Genomic DNA, 16,669 nt, shown 5'->3' with positions numbered 1-16,669 from the left:
CGTCCTCTGGACGATGCCGGCCGACGGTACCGACACCCCGGAGCAGGTCGGCATCACGGGGGTTCCGCCGCTCAACAACGACCACGTGCTCGACCCCGATGGTGAGCGACTGGGGACCCGGGGTCTGGCAGGCCGCCGAGACCATCGTCGAGCTCGACGGCGGGCAGGGCACTCTCAACGTCAACGGGTGGGCTCCCGACGGGTCCGCCTTCGGCTTCGTCGACTACCCCACCGGAGACCCCGCATGATCGTCCACACCGTCTGCTTCACGCTCGTCCACGCGGCCGGCTCCCCGCATGAGGCCGCGTTCCTCGAGGCCGCCCGCGACACCCTGCCGGCGATCGCCGGCGTGCAGGACTTCACCGTGTCGCGCCAGGTCTCGACGCAGAGCGACTTCCGGTTCCAGTTCTCGATGGTGTTCGCCGACCAGGACACCTACACGGCGTACGACGAGCACCCCGCGCACCAGCGGTTCGTCGCCACCCGGTGGGCGGACGAGGTCGCATCGTTCCAGGAGTTCGACTTCGTCCCACTGCCCGCCTGATCGGGCGGGCTCACTTCCGCCATCACGCCGCCCGCCGCGCGTCCCAGCACGTCCCGTCGCGTACCGTCGCGTCCTCGCACTTCCCCAGGTTCCGAAATCGTGGAACCTCGAGACGCCCCGGGGTCGTCTGCGGAACCTCGGGGGACGTGAGCGGCGAGTCGTGGAACCTCACGCCCGGTTGACTCGGCTTGCGAACGCGACCAGTGACGGACTGGAGGCGCGGCGTGAGCTGGCGCCGCGCCTCCCGTCCGCCTCTGGTCGCGTCAAGGACACGAGGCGATGAAGGCACGGAGGCCAGCGACGACCAGGTCGTGGTCCTCCATCGAGGACAGCCCCGACGCCGTCACCGCGGCGACCACACCAGCACCGCGGACGCGGATCGGGAACGAACCACCGGTGACGGCGTACTCGGCGCCGAGCCACCCGATCGCCGCGGGGTCGGCGCCGGCGGCGGACAGCCGGGCGTCGACGAGGGCGCTCGACTGCTCCATCCGGAGCACGACCGCGGCCTTGCGCTCGATCCAGACATGTTGGTCCGGGGTGATGCCCGGGGTCGCCGCGCGGAACAGTCCGAGGCCGGGTCGTCGGATGTCGATGCCGACGGAGTGGCCGGCTTCGTGGGCGATGCCACGGATCAGTGAGCCCAGCTCCCAGGCGTCGTCGTGGGTGAACGCGTCGAGCACGAGCTCGCGTTCCTGTTGCTCGAGGATGATGGTGCGGTCGGACATCGTCGTCTCCTGCTCAGCCCGCGGCGATCTGGGCGCAGGCACCGTGGTCGCGAGGTTAGCACGAGCCAACGCGGCACACGCGGCGGCCAAGTCGACGCGGAACGACTTGGTCGAGGTCGCACGACGACAACGGTGTCGTACGAGGTCAGCCCGCGGCGGGACCCGTCGACTCGCGCACCACGAGCCCGGTCGGCGTCGCGACGCGTCGGCGCGCGCCCCCGTCGCCCGACGTCCGGTCGACGACGGCGGTGAGTGCCGCATCGACGGTCGCCTCGACGTCCTGGTGCACCGACGTCAGATGGTGGTAACTGAGCGAAGCCAGGTAGCTGTCGTCGAAGCCGACCACCGAGACTCGGCCAGGGACGCCGATGCCGCGCTGCGCCAGGACGGCCAGCAGTCCGGTCGCGCACTGGTCACCGCAGCAGACCACCGCCGTCGGCAGGGAGTCGCGCGCCACGAGGGTCCGGGCCGCCGCGGCGCCGTCCTCCTCACTGAAGCCGCTCGGCACGACGTCGATCTCGGACCGGAGTCCGACGGCCCGCATGGCCTCGCGGTAGGCGACCGCACGGTCCCGCCCGACCAGGCCGTCTTCGCCACCGACGTACGCGATGCGCCGGTGCCCCAGGTCGACCAGGTGCTCGACGGCGGCGCGGAGCCCACCGAGCTCGTCCACGTGCACGTTGTCGGCGTACGGCGCATCGGTCCACTCGCCGAGCAGCACGACCGGGACCAGTCGACTGGCCTCTTCGAGCGAGGACGAGCCGGGGTCCGGGTTGAACACGACGAGGGCCTCGACACGGTCGCCGAGCAGGTCCGCCACCACCTGGTCCGTCGACCGGTCGGGGCCCGCGGCTCCGAGCGCGACGCCGAACCCCTGCTCCGCAGCTCGGGCGAAGAGGCGCTCCACGAACCGGACCTGGAACGGGTTCCGCATGCTGAAGACGGTGCCGATCAGCCGTGTGCGACCTTCGCGCAGGAGCCGGGCCGAGGTGTGCGGACGGTACCCGAGGTCGGCAGCAGCGGCGAGGACCCGGTCGCGGGACTCGGCGCTCGGGCCCGGAGCGCCACGGAGTACGAGCGAGACGAGCTGCCGGGACATCCCGACGCGTTCGGCGACGTCGCGCATCGTCGGCAGTCGGCTGCCGGCGGGACGCCGCTCCGGCAGGTGGTCGTTCCCCGTCGTCACGCGGCCAGTCTGGCACGTGCACGGGCACCCCTCAGCGCGCCTGCAGCCGACCGTTCGCCGACGCCGCAGCCGCGGTCATGCGCTGCAGGAACCCGAGGACGATCCGCGTCTCCTCCGGATCGGCATCCAGCACCGTCGCGGCGATCTCGGCGCCGGAGAACGCGAGGAACCGCCCACTCTCGGCGCGCGCGGACTCGGTCGGGCGCAGGGTGACCCGGCGTCGATCGGCGCTCTCGCGGTGCCGGGTGACGTGTCCGGCATCCTCGAGGCGGTCGAGGAGCACCGAGGTGGCACCGGAGGTCATGCCGATCCGGCGCGCCAACTGCGCCGGGGAGAGCGGCTCGCCGGCTTGCTCCGCCCACACGATCTGGCCGAGGGCGTTCGCGTCCGAACCCGGCAGCCCGATCCACGTGGACAGCTGCCGCTGCAGTTCGTCGAAGGTGACGGCCCAGTCGCGCAGCGCGTGCATGACCGCGACCTCGTCGTCGGACCACACCGTGGTGAGGGGGTCGATGTCGGGCATCCAGGTTCCTTTACTGTGCAGTTGCTTTACTGTAAAGCATGACCTCACAGCACGCAGTGATCTCCGGAGCCAGCATCGCAGGCCTGTCCGCCGCCTGGTGGTTGCGCCACGTCGGGTGGCGGGTGACGGTGATCGAACGCGCACCGGCCTTCCGCGACGGCGGGCAGAACGTCGACGTCCGCGGGGTCGCTCGCGAGGTGCTCGACCGCATGGGCCTGGTCGACGCCATCCGCGCACGCAACACGACCGAGACCGGGACGGTGATCGTCGATCGCGACGGCGATGTCCGGTCGGAACTGCCCTCCGACGGCCCGGACGGTGCCACCGCCGAACTCGAGGTCCTGCGCGGCGACTTCGCCCGGGTGATCCTCGACGACCTGCCCGCCGATGTCACCATCGTCTACGGCGAGACGATCCAGGACGTCGACGACCAGGCCGGCAGCCGCCGTGCGACCGTGACCACCGACACCGGGCGGGTGCTCGACGCCGACCTCGTGGTCATCGCCGAGGGTGTGCGCTCACGGACCCGCGACCGCCTCTTCCCCGCCGACGGTGAGGTCGTCGAGCGCGACCTCGGGGTGACCATGGTCTTCGGCACGATCCCGCGCACGCCCTCGGACGACGACCGGTGGCGCTGGTACAACGCCGTCGGCGGGCGTCAGGTCCACCTGCGCCCGGACCCGTACGGCACGACGCGGGCGATCCTGGCGTACGCCGGTGGCGACGGACTGGTGGGCCGCTCGCGTGCGGACGCCCTGGCGACGCTGCGGACCCGTTACGCCGATGCCGGATGGCAGACCGACCGCGTCCTCGACGGGTTCGACGGCTCGGACGACGTCTACCTGGACGAGCTGACCCAGATCCGGATGCCGCGCTGGCACCGGGGCCGCGTCTGCGTGATCGGCGACGCAGCCTGGTGCGTGACACCGATGGGCGGCGGCGGCGCCTCACTTGCCCTGACGAGCGGCTACGTGCTGGCGGCATCGGTCACCGGGGGCGAGGACCTCGACCACGCACTCGACACCTTCGACACCTGGATGCGCCCCCTGGTCGACAAGATCCAGGGCATCCCGAAGGGCATCGTGCACTTCGCGTACCCGCAGACCCGGCTCGGACTCGCTGCGCGCGGCCTGGCGGACAAGGTGCTGCTGTCGGCACTCTTCCGGCCACTGGCGGCGCGGCTCACCCGGGTCGCCGACAGCGAACGCCCCCTGCCACCGCTGCCCGAGACGATGCAGCAGCCCTCGCGGTAGCGCCGGTCGACCGGTCGGCTGCTCCGCTCGCGCCTACGACCCGTCGAGGGCCGCATCGAGGACCAGCTCGACCGCTGCCCGCTGTCGCGTCGCGGTCCATCGCTCGGGGTCGCCGCTCGCCAGGCTGGACACCCCTTCGACCAGCGCCGCCAGGGCGAGCGCCCGCTCCGACGCGTTCCCTGGTGCCGCGGGAGCAGCCGCTCCCAGGAGGCGCGTGAGCCGCTCGACGAAGGCCCGGCTGTGCGCCGCGTGCCGCTCGGCAAGGGCGGGATCGCTCAGCGCGGCCGACAGGAACCCGAGCCAGACGCGCGATTCCTCGGAGGTCGCACGATCGGTCGGGAGCGCACCGAGGACGACCGCTCGCACAGCAGCGGCCGCGTCCGGAGCATCGCGCTCGAGCGCGTCGGACCGGACCCGGGTGCGTTCGTGCAGGACGTCCCGCGCGTGCAGGAGCAACGCGCGTTTGTCCGGGAAGGCGTGCAGGACCAGACCGGTCGTGCACCCCGCTCGCTCGGCGACGGCCCGGAGCGTCAGCCCGCCCGCACCGCGCTCGGCGAGGGTCGCGAAGACCGCCTCTGACAGGCGCTCGCGCTGTGCGTCGTGGTCGCGGATCCGTGGCACGACGTCATCGTAACGGGTGTTACGGTAACAAGCGTTACGGAAAGGAACCGTCATGCTCTGGACGATCACCCGCACACCCTTCGACCACCCCGACGCCGATCGGCTCCGGGCGGCCCAGCGACGCGAGCTCGACGCCCGCTACGGCAGCGACGACCACGAACGCGGCACGCCGCCGTCGGCCGGCGACGTCCCGGTGTTCCTGGTGGCACGGGACGACGACGGCACGGCGATCGCCTGCGGTGGCCTCCGTCCCCTGCCCGAGGCGGTCCTGGGCGCGGACGTGGTCGAGATCAAGCGCATGTACGCCGATCCCACCGCGCGCGGGACCGGCGTGGCGACCGCCGTGCTGCACGCGCTCGAGCAGGCGGCGTCCGACCTCGGCGCCCGGCGTCTCGTGCTGGAGACGGGCATCCGGCAACCCGACGCGATGCGGTTCTACGAGCGCGAGGGCTACGCACCCATCCCGTTGTACGGGGCGTACGTCGGATCGGACGAGTCCGTCTGCTTCGCGATGGAGCTGCCGGAGCGAGGGGGCCGTGCGTCCTGAACCGACCGCACGGCCCGCTCGTCCGCCAGCACGGCGTCAGATCAACCGACCGCCCACTCGACCACTCGCGGGTCGCCCGGCGTGACCTCGTGCACCGGCCCCGTCACCGCGACCGTGGCGCGCTCCGTGGCGGAGCCGGGGACGGGCCGTCGAACCGGCCCACCGCCCGACGCGACGATCCCGCCTGCGGACACCGGGCCTCCCGGCCGTGACGCCGCCGCGTGGGACGCGACCCAGACCTGCACGTCCCCGGGTTCGACCACCTTGCGCATCCGCCGGTCGGTGAACGCGAACCGCTGCACGGGGACGCGGAAGCGGACCCGCGTCGACTCCCCCGCGGCGAGCGTGACGCGCGCGTAGCCGAGCAGTTGGATCTCGGGTCGCGTGACGCTGCCGTGCACGTCGTGGCCGTAGAGCTGCACGACGTCCTCGCCGTCGCGGGCGCCGGTGTTCCGGACGGTCACCGACGCTTCGAAGACGGCGTCGGAGCGGACGGACGCGTCGACGACCAGGTCGTCGTACGCGAACGTCGTGTACCCGAGACCGAAGCCGAACGGGCGCACCGGCGTCGAGTCGGCGGCGGTGACGTCCGAGGGGCCGCCGAGGCGCGGGTGCAGGTACGTGTACGGCTGCGCGCCGGCGGCGCGCGGCAGCGAGACGGGCAGGCGGCCGGAGGGTGACGCGGCGCCGGTGAGCAGGTCGGCGATCGCGGTGCCGCCCTCCTCGCCGGGGAAGAAGGCCTGCACGACCGCCGCGGGTCGGCGAGCGCCAGCAGCGACTCGGCTTGCGCCGGCCGGGCCAGCGGCGACGACGCCGTCGCCGTCGCCGTCGAGCGCCCACCCGATCGCGTAGGGCCGCCCTGTCAGCAGCACCACCACGGTCGGGGTGCCGGTCGCGACGACCGCCTCGACGAGCGAGCGTTGCACCCCGGGCAGGTCGAGCGACTCCGTGTCGTTCCCCTCGCCGACGGTGCCGCGGCCGAACAGTCCGGCCTGGTCGCCGACGACGACGACCGCGACGTCCGACGCGGACGCCACCGCGACGGCATCGGCGAACCCGTCACGGTCGGTCCCGGTGACCGCGCAGCCCTCGGCGAACCGGACTGCGTCGGCACCGAGGGCGGCGACCATCGCCTCGCGGACGGTCGGGATCGCGAAGCCGAGCGGCAGGTCGGGGTGCGACGCGAGCACGTGGTTCGCGAAGGAGTAGCACCCCTGCAGTGCCTCGGCGCGGTCGGCGTTCGGGCCGATGACGGCGACGGACGCACCGGCGCGCAGCGGCAGGACCGGGGCGGCGGCCGGTGCCCCGGCAGCAGCCGAGGCGCCAGCACCAGCACCAGCACCAGCACCAGCACCAGCGCCAGCGCGCACCGTGTCGTTCGACAACAGCACCAGCGACCGCGCCGCCAGCTGCTTCGCCAACGACCGGTGCAGCGGGGTGTCCAGGTCGATGCCGGTGGGTGGATCGTCCTCGTACGCCCGCGGGTCGAGCAACCCCAGGCGCTCCTTCTGCCGCAGCACCCGCAGGACCGCGCGGTCGACGAGCGCCTCGTCGAGCAGCCCCGAACGGACGCGCTCGACGAGCGGCGCCAGGTAGGCGTCCCCCGTCGGCAGCTCGACGTCGATCCCAGCCTCGAGCGCCAGGGCTGCGGCAGAACCCCGGTCGGCGGCGATGCCGTGCATGACCTCGAGGAACGCGACCGAGAAGTAGTCCGCCACGACGGTGCCCTCGAAGCCGAGCTCGTCACGCAGCAACCCGGTCAGCAGGGCAGCGTTCGCGGCGATCGGCACCCCGTCGATCTCGGCGTACGAGTTCATGACGCTCCGGGCGCCCCCGTCGCGCAGCGCCATCTCGAACGGCGGCAGGAACACGTCGGCGACCTCCCGCGGTCCGGCGTGGACGGGGGCGTGGTTCCGCCCCGCCTGCGAGGCCGAGTACCCCAGGAAGTGCTTGAGGGTCGCGTCGACTCCGGCCGACTGCAGCCCCCGCACGTAGGCGGTCCCGACGGTGCCGACCAGGTACGGGTCCTCGCCGATGCACTCGTCGACCCGGCCCCACCGCGGGTCACGGATCACGTCGAGCACCGGTGCGAGCCCCTGGTGCACGCCGAGCTGGCGCATCGACGCACCGATCGCGGCGCCGACCTGCTCGACCAGGTCCGGGTCGAAGGCCGCACCCCACGCCAGCGGGGTGGGGAACGTCGCGGCCTGCCACGCGGCGAGGCCGGTCAGGCACTCCTCGTGCACGAGCGCGGGGATCCCGAGTCGGGTCTCGCGCTTGAGTCGCCGCTGTTCCGCCCACAGCCAGGCGGCGCGTTCGTCGGGTTCGACGGGGCGGGTGCCGTACACGCGGGTGAACTGGCCGATGCCGTCGCGGGTGATGTCCGCCAGCGTGCGGCCGTCGGCGGCCGCCGCCATCTCGCCCTGCATGGGTGCGACCACACCGTCCTGGTCGAGCCAGTAGCCGACGAGCTGCGCCGCCTTCTCGTCGAGGGTCATGGCGGCGAGCAGGGTGGTGGCGCGGTCGGGTCCGGTCACGTCGGGTGCGTCGTGGTCGTCCTGGAGGCGCGGCTGGCGTCCGGTGTCCCGGGTCGAGTCCGTCGTCGTCACCCCTTCACCGCCCCGGTCAGCCCGCCGACGATGCGGCGTTGGAAGATGGTGAAGAACACCAGTGCCGGGATCATCGACATCGACGTGAACGCCAGCACCTTGGCCGTGTCGACCGAATACTGCGACGAGAACGCCTGCACGCCGAGGGGCAGGGTGTAGCTGCCCTCGTTGTTCAGGATGAACAGCGGCAGGATGTAGCTGTTCCAGCTCGCGATGAACGCCAGGATGCCGACGGTGACCACCCCCGGCAGCGACAGCGGGACGACCATGCGGAAGAAGAACCCGAGCCGGCTCGCACCGTCGATCGACGCAGCTTCTTCGAGCTCGTCCGGGATCGCCCGCAGGAACGGCACCAGGATGATGACCGTCGTCGGCAGGGCGAAGGCGATCTGCGGCAGGATGACGCCGACCAGACTGTTCGTGAGACCGAGGTCCTTCACGAGCAGGTACAGCGGCGTGATCGCGACGGTGATCGGGAACATCAGTCCGGCGGCGAACAGGGCGTACAGCGCCCCGCGGCCGGCGAACCGGTAGCGGGCGAGTACGAAGCTCACCATGAGGCCGAGCACGACGACGCCCGCGGTGGTGGTCACGGCGCTGATCGTCGAGTTGCCGAGCTGCTGCCAGAAGATGCCGCTGGACAGCACGGATCCGTAGTTGCCCAGCTCGAACGGCGCCGGCAGCCCGGCGGGGCTCGTGGTGATCTGCGAGTTCGTCCGGAAGCCGCCCAGCACGATGTACAGCACCGGGGCGAGGTTCGCGGCGACGAACAGGATCGCCACCAGGTAGGTCAGCGGGTTCGCGCGACCGATCGCCGCGCTGGACCGCCGCTCCCGCGTGGCCCGTCGCCCGGGGGCGACGATGCTCGTGGTGGCCATCAGTTCTTCCTCTCGGTGAGTGCACCCGCGGTGTCGCGGCGGAGCACGAAGCGCTGGTAGACCAGGGCGACGGCGAGCGAGATCACGAACATCACCACGGCGACGGCACTGCCGAAGCCGAAGTTGCCCGAGGTGCGACCGTTGGCGACCATGTACGTCGCCATGGTCGAGGTGCCAGCGGTCGACGAGATGTACTGCCCCCAGATGATGTAGACGAGGTCGAACAGCTGCAGTGAGCCGATGATCGACAGGAACGCCCAGATCCGGATGGTGGGGCCGAGCAGCGGCAGGGTGATCCGCCGCTGGATCTGCCAGTAGCCGGCGCCGTCGATCGCCGCCGCCTCGAACAGCTCCTCGGGGATGCTCTGCAGGCCGGCGAGGAACAGGATCACCGCGAAGCCGATGTACTTCCACGAGATGATCACGAGCAGGGTCCAGATCGCGATGTCCGGGTTGGACAGCCAGTCGGCCCGCAGCCCGCCGAGCCCCATGCCCTGCAGCAGGTCGTTCACCGCGCCGTTCGACTGGAGCATCAGGCTCCACCCGGTGCCGACGATCACCTCGGAGATGACGTACGGCACGAACACGAGCACGCGGACGAGCCCGCGGCCGTGCATCTTCTGGTTGAGCAGCAGGGCGAGCACGATGGCGATCGGCCCCTGCAGCACGAGGGACAGCACGACGATGAAGCCGTTGTGCAGCAGGACCGCGTGGAACGCCTTGTCCTGGAAGATGATCAGGTAGTTCTGCAGCCCCACGAAGTCGGTGGGTGGGCCGTAGCCCTGCCACTTGAAGAACCCGTAGTAGGCGGCGAGCCCCACGGGCAGGATCACGAACGTCACGAAGACGATGACCGCGGGGCCGGCGAGCACCGCGATCTCGACGCGCTTCCGCCAGTCCGCGATGCGGCGCGTGGACCGCCGACCGGCGGGGAGCGGCGTACCGCTTCCCGCCGGGGACGTCCCCGCGGCCGTGTCCGACCCTGTGGTCGGGGGCGTGCCGAGCGAGGTGTCGAGGGTCATGCTCAGCCCTTGGCCGCGGCCTGGTTGGTGGTGTCCACGATGTCCTTCGCGCTGCCCTTGCCGGCGAGCAGGTCGACGACGCTGGTGTTCAGCGCGTTGCCGACGTTCTGGCCGTACAGGGTGTCCAGGTACTGCGAGACGAACGGCGCGTCCTGGTAGGCGGCGAGCGCCGACTTCAGGTAGTCCGCGTCGACGACCGACTGGGCGTCCTTGTTGACCGGGATGGCCTGGAACGCCGTGTAGTACGCCTCTTGGTTGTCCTTCTGCACGATGAAGTTCAGGAAGTCGGTGCACGCCTTCTTCGGGGCCTTCGCCGAGCAGGAGTTGCCGTCGACGCCGCCCATCATCGACTTCGGGTCACCCTTGCCACCGTCGATCGTGGGGAACGGGAACCAGCCGAGGTCGGCCAGCGGCTTGCCGTCCGGGGTGAGCGAGGAGATCACGCCCGGGTCCCACGCGCCCATGAGCTCCATGGCGGCCTTGTGGTTCGCGATGAGTCCGGCCGAGCTGCCGGCGCCCTGCTGGGCAGCGGTCGTCAGGAACCCGTCGTTGAACGGCTTCGTCTTGGTGAAGTCCTCGAGCTGCTCGCCGGCCTTCGTCCAGCAGGCGTTGTCGAACTTGAGCGACTTCGCCGCGCCCTCGAGCGTCTTCTGGCTGCACTCGCGCAGGGCGAAGTTGTAGTACCAGTGCGCGGCGGGCCAGGCGTCCTTCGCGCCGACGGCGACGGGGTCGATGTCGGCGGCCTTGAGCTTCGCGATGTCGTCGTTCAGCTCGTCCATCGTGGTCGGGGTACGGTCGATGCCGGCCTTCTGGAACAGGTCCTTGGAGTACCAGATGCCCTCGGGGAGCACGGCACCGGGCATGGCGTAGGTCTTGCCGTCCTTCTCGTAGCCGGCGAAGGTGCCGGCGCTGATGGACTTCTTCGCGTCGGCGCTGATGGAGTCGGAGATGTCCATGAGCTGCCCGGCGGCGATCATCGCGTCCATCTTGCCCCCGCCGCGCTGCAGGAAGACGTCCGGCCCGTCGCCCGAGTTGAGCGCGGTCTGGAGCTTGCCGTCGAGGTCCTCGTTCTGGATGGCCTGCGTCTTGATGGTGACGTTCGGGTACTTCGCCTCGAACGCCTTGACCGTCGAGGCCCAGTAGGCCTTGCCGGGTCCGGTGGTGGAGTTGTGCCAGAAGGTCATCGTGACCTTGCCGGTGCCGTCGTCGGCCGCGTTGCCGCCTGCCGAGCAGCCGGAGGCCACCAGTGCTGTCGCCCCGATCAGCGCGATGGCTGCCGCGGCACGGATCTTCCTCGTCATCGTGGAACTCCTCGTGTCGTCGTTGACATGCAGCGACATCGACTGCCGCTGCGGAGAGCGTGCCAGCTGCTCCTACCGCTTGTCAATCGATATCGATAACGTTTTCTACGCTGATTCCGGCACACATCAGCGGTACGGTGAGCACATGGACTCGGCCCTCGGTGCACGTCCCGGTGCCGGCCGGGTGACCATCGGCGACGTCGCTCGTGCCGCGGGGGTCTCGATCCCCACCGTGTCGAAGGTCATCAACCAGCGAGACGGCGTCGCCGCAGCCACGATGACCCGCGTGCAGCAGGTCGTCGCCGACCTCGGGTACGAGACGTCACTGGTCGCCCGGAGCCTGCGGAGTTCGCGCACCGGGGTCCTCGGCATCCTGGTGCCCGAGTTCGAACCGTTCTCGACCGAGCTGCTGCGCGGCATCTCGAGCGCGACGACCGGCACCGGCTACGAGCTGCTCGCCTACGCGGGCCTGATGACCGGAGCCGACCGTCCGGGCTGGGAACGCCGGTCGCTGTCGCGCCTGTCCGGCACGCTCATCGACGGTGCCATCGTCGTCACCCCGACCACCGCCCTGTCGAGCTCGTCGATCCCCGTCGTCGCCATCGACCCGCACACCGGGCCCGAGGGGCACGCGACCGTCGACGCCGACAACGAGGGTGGGGCCGTCCAGGCCGTGGAGCACCTGCTCGCACTCGGACACACCCGGATCGCACACCTGCGGGGCCGCGCCGACCTGGCGTCCGCCCAGCTGCGCGAGGCCGGGTACCGCTCGGCGCTGACGGCCGCCGGCATCGTGGTCGACGAACGACTCGTCCGCGACGGCGACTACCAAGAGGAGCAGTCCGCATCCGCCGCGCGGGACCTGCTCACGCTGGTCGCCCGACCGACCGCGGTGTTCGCCGCGAACGACTCGTCGGCGATCGGTGTGCTCCGCGCGGCGACGGACCTCGGCCTGCGGGTGCCGGAGGACCTGTCCGTGGTCGGTTTCGACGACGTGCCCCAGGCCTCGATCACGGTGCCCCCGCTCACCACTGTGTCCCAGCCGCTCGCCGAGCTCGGATCGCGCGCGGTCGAACTGCTGCTGACGATGCTGCGGGGCGAGGCCGCGACGGACCACGTCCGCCTGTCGACGACACTCCGGGTGCGCTCCAGCAGCGGCCCCGTCCCGCGGGACTGACCGGCTACCGGCGCAGGGTCTGCTTCGGGTACTCGCCGAACCGTGCCGCGTAGGTCGCCGAGAACCGCCCGAGGTGCGCGAACCCCCACCGCCGAGCGACGTCACCGATGATGCCGGCCTGCGGATCGGCCTCGAGCAACTCGCCGCGCACCCGGTCCAGGCGGACGTCGCGCAGGTAGGTCAGCGGGGACTCGTCGAACACCCGCCGGAACGCCTCCTGCACGGACCGCACGCTCAGTCCGGTGACCGCCGCCAGGTCGGTGATGGTGATCGGCTTCGAGGCGTGTGCGTGGACGTACTCCACGGCGGTACGCAGTCGCGCGTTCCGGGGCAGCCCCAGCGCAGCCGGCAGGCCGTCGATCCGGGGCGGGAAGGTGTCGAGGAACGCGGCCACGGCGAGCGACTTCGCCTCGAGCCAGGCATCGGAGCCGGGTCCGCCCAGGCGGAGCGCGCGGGACAGCGTCGTCAGGACGGACTGCCACCGCCCGAACGCCGCGGTGTCCGGTTCGCGCGCGTGGTCGAAGCGCAGCGGTCGGTCCCCCAGGTCGAGCTGGTCGGCGGCGAACCCGTGCACGAGCCCCCGGTCGAAGTGCACCAGGCGCTGGTCGTGGTCCTCGGCCGCGAAGACGAACTCGGCGTCGCACGGCAGGAGCGTCGGGACGTTCCGGCGCAGGTCCACCCGCTCCCCCGCGACGTCCAGGTGGGCCCGTCCGCTGGTCATCCAGGCGACGATGTAGTGGCTGCCGATCGGCATGCCACCGCGGAGGACGCCGCGCATCTGCGAGCGGCGGATGCTCACGTCGGTGTCCCCGAGGGCGGTGTACCGGTAGGCGAACCCGTCCTCCCCGCGCTGCGCGGACCACTGGTCGGCACCGTGGACGGTGGCGAGGTCGCGCGCCGCCGACGCCGGGTCGTTGCCGGACACCTCGAACCGCACGGATCCGGCCGCGCGCCCGCCCGCCTGCGGGGAGTCGATCGGATCAGCCACCCGCCGTCACCCCCGCCACCGGAAGGTGACCATCGCACCTGCTGGGCGGATACGCTGACCCGGTGCGCGCGGCGACCGGTCGCGCGGACCCGATCGGTGCAGAGGGGGCGCTCGTGTGAGCGATCTCGACCTCGTCGCGGCGTTGACACGCCTCGAGACCGCGGTGTCCGCGCTGCGCGCACGGCTGCGCGACCGTCTGGGCGTGTCCGGTGCCGACCTGACCGTGCTGCAGTACATCGCCCGCGCGGAGGAAGCCGGCCGCACCGTGCGCGTCAAGGACCTCGCCAAGCACGTCGGGTTGACCGGCCCCGCGGTGACCGGCACGATCGACCGACTCGAACAGGGCGGGTACCTCAGCCGCGTGCCGAACCCCGCCGACGGTCGCAGTCGGCACATCGAACTGACCGAGTCCACCCGCCGCGACTACACGAGCGCGATGGACCGCACGGACGATCACCTGCACGAGCTGATGGCCTCCTTCTCCGAGCGTGACCGGGTCCGGTTCGTCCGGATCGTCGATCGCATCGTCGCGGCCGTCGACCTCGGCGCTCCGAACCCCTGACGGCAGGCTACGGGCGCTCGGCAAGCGGCCCGGACGATTGTCCGCCATGCGCAGTTGGGTAACATCCCGACCTATCTCGCGCCGTGGTCGTCGCCGGGTGGCGGACGGGAGGCCCGTGGCGGGCCCGCCCCGCGCCTCCCGTCCGCCACTGCGCCACGTCACGGGCGCGCGCCGATTCTCGGGTGGGCGCGAGTCAGGGGGTCGGCGCGGGAGCCGTCGACTCGGCCGTGCGGATCGTGCACGGCAGCAGGAAGTGCGGCAGGTCGTCCGACGTGCCGTCGAGCTGGTCGATGAGCGCGTCGGCAGCCCGGATCCCGAGTTCCTGGCCGGGGGCGACCATCGTCGACAACCGGGGGTAGTGCTGATCGGCGTTGGCCTCGGACGACGCGATGCTGAGCACTGAGACGTCCTCGGGGACCCGTCGTCCGGCGGTGTACAGCCCGACCAGGAGCCCCGCCGAGGAGTCGTCCTTCATCATCAGGACGGCCGTGACGTCCGGGGCGGCCTCGACCAGGTCGCTCGCCGCTTTCCGCCCGCCGTCGCTGCCCGGCCCCGCGGTGACGACCGTGCCGGTGAGCCCCCGGTCGGCGACGGCCCGCCGGAAGGTGTCCTCGACGCGCAGGTGCGGGGCGTAGCCGGCCATCGGGGTGCCCTCGAGGTCCTCGAGCACGAGGCCGAACCGACGGTGCCCGAGCGCCTCGAGGTGGTCGAGGCTGTCCTCGATGGTCGTCTCGAAGTCGATGTCGACGAAGGGCAGACCGCTGCTGTCCCGGGTCCGGCCGATCAGGGTGAACGGCACGTCGAGGTCGGTGAGGACGGCGACGCGGGGATCGTCCATCCGTACCTCCATCAGGATGACCCCGTCCACGAGGCCGCCCGAGACGAGGTCGTCGAGGTCGTCCCCGGCCGGGTCCACAGGCCAGAGCACCAGGTGGTACCCGCGCTCGGACGCCCGTTCCGCTGCGCTCATGAAGAACTGCGAGGTGGTCGGGCTGAAGCGGTTGCCGGTGGTCGGGAACAGCAGCGCGATGATCCGGGTCCGGCGGCTCGCCAGCGCACGGGCGACGACGTTGCCGCGGAACTTCAGCTCGCGCATCGCCGTCTTCACCCGCGCCGTGGTGCCGGGTGTCACGTACTTGGTGCCGTTCACCACGAAGGACACGGTGGCGATCGAGACCCCCGCCCGATCGGCGACCTGCTGCATCGTGGCCATGTCGGTGATCCTAGCGGTCGCGATGGCAGAAAAGCGCTTTACAGGTGAAGCGCTTATCTGTTAGCTTCTGGCCCCAGGAGCACAGCGACGATGACGTCAGCGGCCTCGTCGATGCGTGCCTGCCCCAGCATCCGTCAAGAGAAGAGCTCTGCAATGAAGCAAAGATTCCCCTCCATGTCCCGCCGGACGCGCGCCCTCGTCGGCGCAGTCGCCGTCGTCGCCACGATCCCCCTGGTCCTGTCCGGCTGCTCCGGCTCCGGATCGGCGTCGTCGGGCGGCAGCAAGGCCCTGACGATCGAGGACTACTACGACGCGAACTACAACCCGGTCTACAAGCAGTGCGCGAAGGAGGTCGGCGCGACCGTCACGATCAACCACGTCGCCGGCGCCGGCCTCATCGCGAAGGTGCTGCAGCAGGCATCGTCGAAGACGCTGCCCGACGTGCTCATGCTCGACAACCCCGACGTCCAGCAGATCGCCTCGTCCGGTGCTCTGTCCGACCTGTCGACGTACGGCCTCGACGCCGACGGCGACGTGCCCGGCGTCAAGGCAGCGAGCACCTACAAGGGCAAGCTCTACGGCCTGCAGTCGAACACGAACTCCATCGCGCTCTACTACAACAAGAAGCTGCTGGCGGACGCCGGCGTCCAGCCACCCAAGACGTGGGACGAGCTGAAGGCCGCCGCGAAGAAGCTGACCTCCGGGTCGACGTACGGCTTCGCGATGAGCAACATCAACACGTACGAGGGCACCTGGCAGTTCCTGCCGTTCTTCTGGTCGAACGGCGGCGACGAGAAGGACATCGCCACGGCGGACGCCACCCAGGCGCTGCAGCTCGTCCAGGACCTGCAGGACGACGGCTCGATGTCCAAGAGCTCGATCAACTGGGCCCAGGCGGACGTCAACAACCAGTTCCTGGCCGGCAAGGCCGCGATGATGATCAACGGTCCCTGGCAGCTGCCGGCGCTCAACGCCAAGAAGGGCCTCGAGTTCGACAGCGTCCCGATCCCGACGCGCACCGGCGACGCCACGGTCGCACCGCTCGGCGGCGAGGCGTTCACCGTCCCGCAGACCGGCGACAAGGACAAGATGCAGCTCGCCGGCAAGTTCGTCGGCTGCCTCCACTCGCAGAAGATGCAGAAGACCCTGTCCGAGGTCAGCGGCAACGTGCCGACGAACCTCGAGGCCGGCGCCGCCTGGGCGAAGGACCACCCGCAGGTCGCCTCCTTCGTGACCACCGTGCAGACCGCCCGTGCCCGCACCGGTGAGCTCGGACCCGACTGGCCCAAGGCCGCCACGAAGATCTACACCGCCGTCCAGCTCGCCCTCACCGGCAAGGCCAGCCCCGAGGCAGCGCTCAAGCAGGCGCAGTCGCAAGAGCAGTAGCACTCCGGGAGCCGGCCGACCGGTCGGCTCCCTCCGGCGTGGAGGAAAGGACCCCGGCGTGAGCGCCTCGACACAGACACGACCACGGACGACCCTGCCCGTGGCGACACCCCGACCCGGGCAGCGACGAG

The 16,669-nt window shown here is 71.2% G+C and carries 17 protein-coding genes; 7 read left to right on the top strand and 10 right to left on the bottom strand.

The features are described 5' to 3' along the window. Nucleotides 1–101: 101 nt before the first annotated feature. A complete protein-coding gene (locus ITJ59_RS15785; protein WP_194652251.1) occupies nt 102–248 on the top strand; it encodes a hypothetical protein in 147 nt (48 codons plus the stop codon). Beyond that, nucleotides 245–544: a Dabb family protein gene (locus tag ITJ59_RS15780; RefSeq protein WP_194652250.1), complete on the top strand. Its 300-nt coding sequence runs from the start codon at nt 245–247 to the stop codon at nt 542–544. Before ITJ59_RS15785 ends, ITJ59_RS15780 begins: the two co-directional genes overlap by 4 nt. Nucleotides 545–807: 263 nt before the next feature. On the opposite strand, the gene ITJ59_RS15775 is transcribed toward ITJ59_RS15780, so the two are convergent. The 3 genes from ITJ59_RS15775 to ITJ59_RS15765 all read right to left on the bottom strand — a co-directional run bounded on the left by ITJ59_RS15775 (nt 808) and on the right by ITJ59_RS15765 (nt 2,981). Then, nucleotides 808–1,272 (bottom strand): heme-degrading domain-containing protein, encoded by a 465-nt coding sequence (locus tag ITJ59_RS15775; RefSeq protein ID WP_194652249.1) that lies wholly within the window; start codon nt 1,270–1,272, stop codon nt 808–810. Between the two features lie 145 nt (nt 1,273–1,417). Further along, entirely contained in the window at nt 1,418–2,458 is a 1,041-nt protein-coding gene (locus tag ITJ59_RS15770) for a LacI family DNA-binding transcriptional regulator (protein ID WP_323749531.1), read from the bottom strand. 31 nt (nt 2,459–2,489) lie between these two features. After that, a complete protein-coding gene (locus ITJ59_RS15765) occupies nt 2,490–2,981 on the bottom strand; it encodes a MarR family winged helix-turn-helix transcriptional regulator (RefSeq protein ID WP_194652248.1) in 492 nt (163 codons plus the stop codon). A gap of 38 nt (nt 2,982–3,019) precedes the next feature. Here ITJ59_RS15765 and ITJ59_RS15760 point away from each other — a divergent pair, with 38 nt between their 5' ends. Next, nucleotides 3,020–4,234 (top strand): FAD-dependent monooxygenase, encoded by a 1,215-nt coding sequence (locus tag ITJ59_RS15760; RefSeq protein WP_194652247.1) that lies wholly within the window; start codon nt 3,020–3,022, stop codon nt 4,232–4,234. A gap of 33 nt (nt 4,235–4,267) precedes the next feature. Here ITJ59_RS15760 and ITJ59_RS15755 read toward each other — a convergent pair whose 3' ends face one another. Further along, complete coding sequence (locus ITJ59_RS15755) at nt 4,268–4,855, bottom strand: TetR/AcrR family transcriptional regulator (protein ID WP_323749530.1); 588 nt, start codon at nt 4,853–4,855, stop codon at nt 4,268–4,270. A gap of 52 nt (nt 4,856–4,907) precedes the next feature. On the opposite strand from ITJ59_RS15755, the gene ITJ59_RS15750 reads away from it, so the two are divergent. After that, nucleotides 4,908–5,402, top strand: a complete 495-nt coding sequence (locus ITJ59_RS15750; protein ID WP_194652245.1) for a GNAT family N-acetyltransferase — start codon at nt 4,908–4,910, stop codon at nt 5,400–5,402. A gap of 41 nt (nt 5,403–5,443) precedes the next feature. Here ITJ59_RS15750 and ITJ59_RS15745 read toward each other — a convergent pair whose 3' ends face one another. The 4 genes from ITJ59_RS15745 to ITJ59_RS15730 form a co-directional block, all read right to left on the bottom strand. Further along, nucleotides 5,444–7,900, bottom strand: coding sequence for a glycoside hydrolase family 3 N-terminal domain-containing protein (locus ITJ59_RS15745; RefSeq protein WP_194652432.1), 2,457 nt, complete (start codon nt 7,898–7,900; stop codon nt 5,444–5,446). Nucleotides 7,901–8,007: 107 nt separating this feature from the next. After that, a complete protein-coding gene (locus ITJ59_RS15740; RefSeq protein ID WP_194652244.1) occupies nt 8,008–8,889 on the bottom strand; it encodes a carbohydrate ABC transporter permease in 882 nt (293 codons plus the stop codon). After that, complete coding sequence (locus ITJ59_RS15735; RefSeq protein ID WP_194652243.1) at nt 8,889–9,911, bottom strand: carbohydrate ABC transporter permease; 1,023 nt, start codon at nt 9,909–9,911, stop codon at nt 8,889–8,891. Before ITJ59_RS15735 ends, ITJ59_RS15740 begins: the two co-directional genes overlap by 1 nt. Before the next feature lie 2 nt (nt 9,912–9,913). Next, nucleotides 9,914–11,212, bottom strand: a complete 1,299-nt coding sequence (locus tag ITJ59_RS15730) for an ABC transporter substrate-binding protein (RefSeq protein WP_194652242.1) — start codon at nt 11,210–11,212, stop codon at nt 9,914–9,916. A 145-nt stretch (nt 11,213–11,357) separates the two neighbouring features. Between ITJ59_RS15730 and ITJ59_RS15725 the strand changes: the two genes are divergently transcribed. Continuing rightward, entirely contained in the window at nt 11,358–12,389 is a 1,032-nt protein-coding gene (locus tag ITJ59_RS15725; protein WP_194652241.1) for a LacI family DNA-binding transcriptional regulator, read from the top strand. 4 nt (nt 12,390–12,393) lie between these two features. Here ITJ59_RS15725 and ITJ59_RS19695 read toward each other — a convergent pair whose 3' ends face one another. Next, nucleotides 12,394–13,377, bottom strand: a complete 984-nt coding sequence (locus ITJ59_RS19695; protein WP_194652240.1) for a helix-turn-helix transcriptional regulator — start codon at nt 13,375–13,377, stop codon at nt 12,394–12,396. A gap of 115 nt (nt 13,378–13,492) precedes the next feature. Between ITJ59_RS19695 and ITJ59_RS15715 the strand changes: the two genes are divergently transcribed. Continuing rightward, on the top strand, nt 13,493–13,939 hold the full coding sequence (locus tag ITJ59_RS15715) for a MarR family winged helix-turn-helix transcriptional regulator (protein WP_194652239.1): 447 nt from the start codon (nt 13,493–13,495) through the stop codon (nt 13,937–13,939). 193 nt (nt 13,940–14,132) lie between these two features. Here the strand turns inward: ITJ59_RS15715 and ITJ59_RS15710 are convergent, their stop codons facing one another. Further along, complete coding sequence (locus tag ITJ59_RS15710) at nt 14,133–15,152, bottom strand: LacI family DNA-binding transcriptional regulator (RefSeq protein WP_194652238.1); 1,020 nt, start codon at nt 15,150–15,152, stop codon at nt 14,133–14,135. A gap of 174 nt (nt 15,153–15,326) precedes the next feature. Here ITJ59_RS15710 and ITJ59_RS15705 point away from each other — a divergent pair, with 174 nt between their 5' ends. Next, entirely contained in the window at nt 15,327–16,538 is a 1,212-nt protein-coding gene (locus tag ITJ59_RS15705; protein ID WP_194652237.1) for a sugar ABC transporter substrate-binding protein, read from the top strand. Nucleotides 16,539–16,669: the final 131 nt, after the last annotated feature.

Source organism: Curtobacterium sp. VKM Ac-1393 (assembly GCF_015350995.1).
Classification (GTDB): Bacteria; Actinomycetota; Actinomycetes; order Actinomycetales; family Microbacteriaceae; genus Curtobacterium.
Note: the sequence above shows the minus strand (reverse complement) of the source record. Positions and strands in the feature narration are given on the sequence as shown.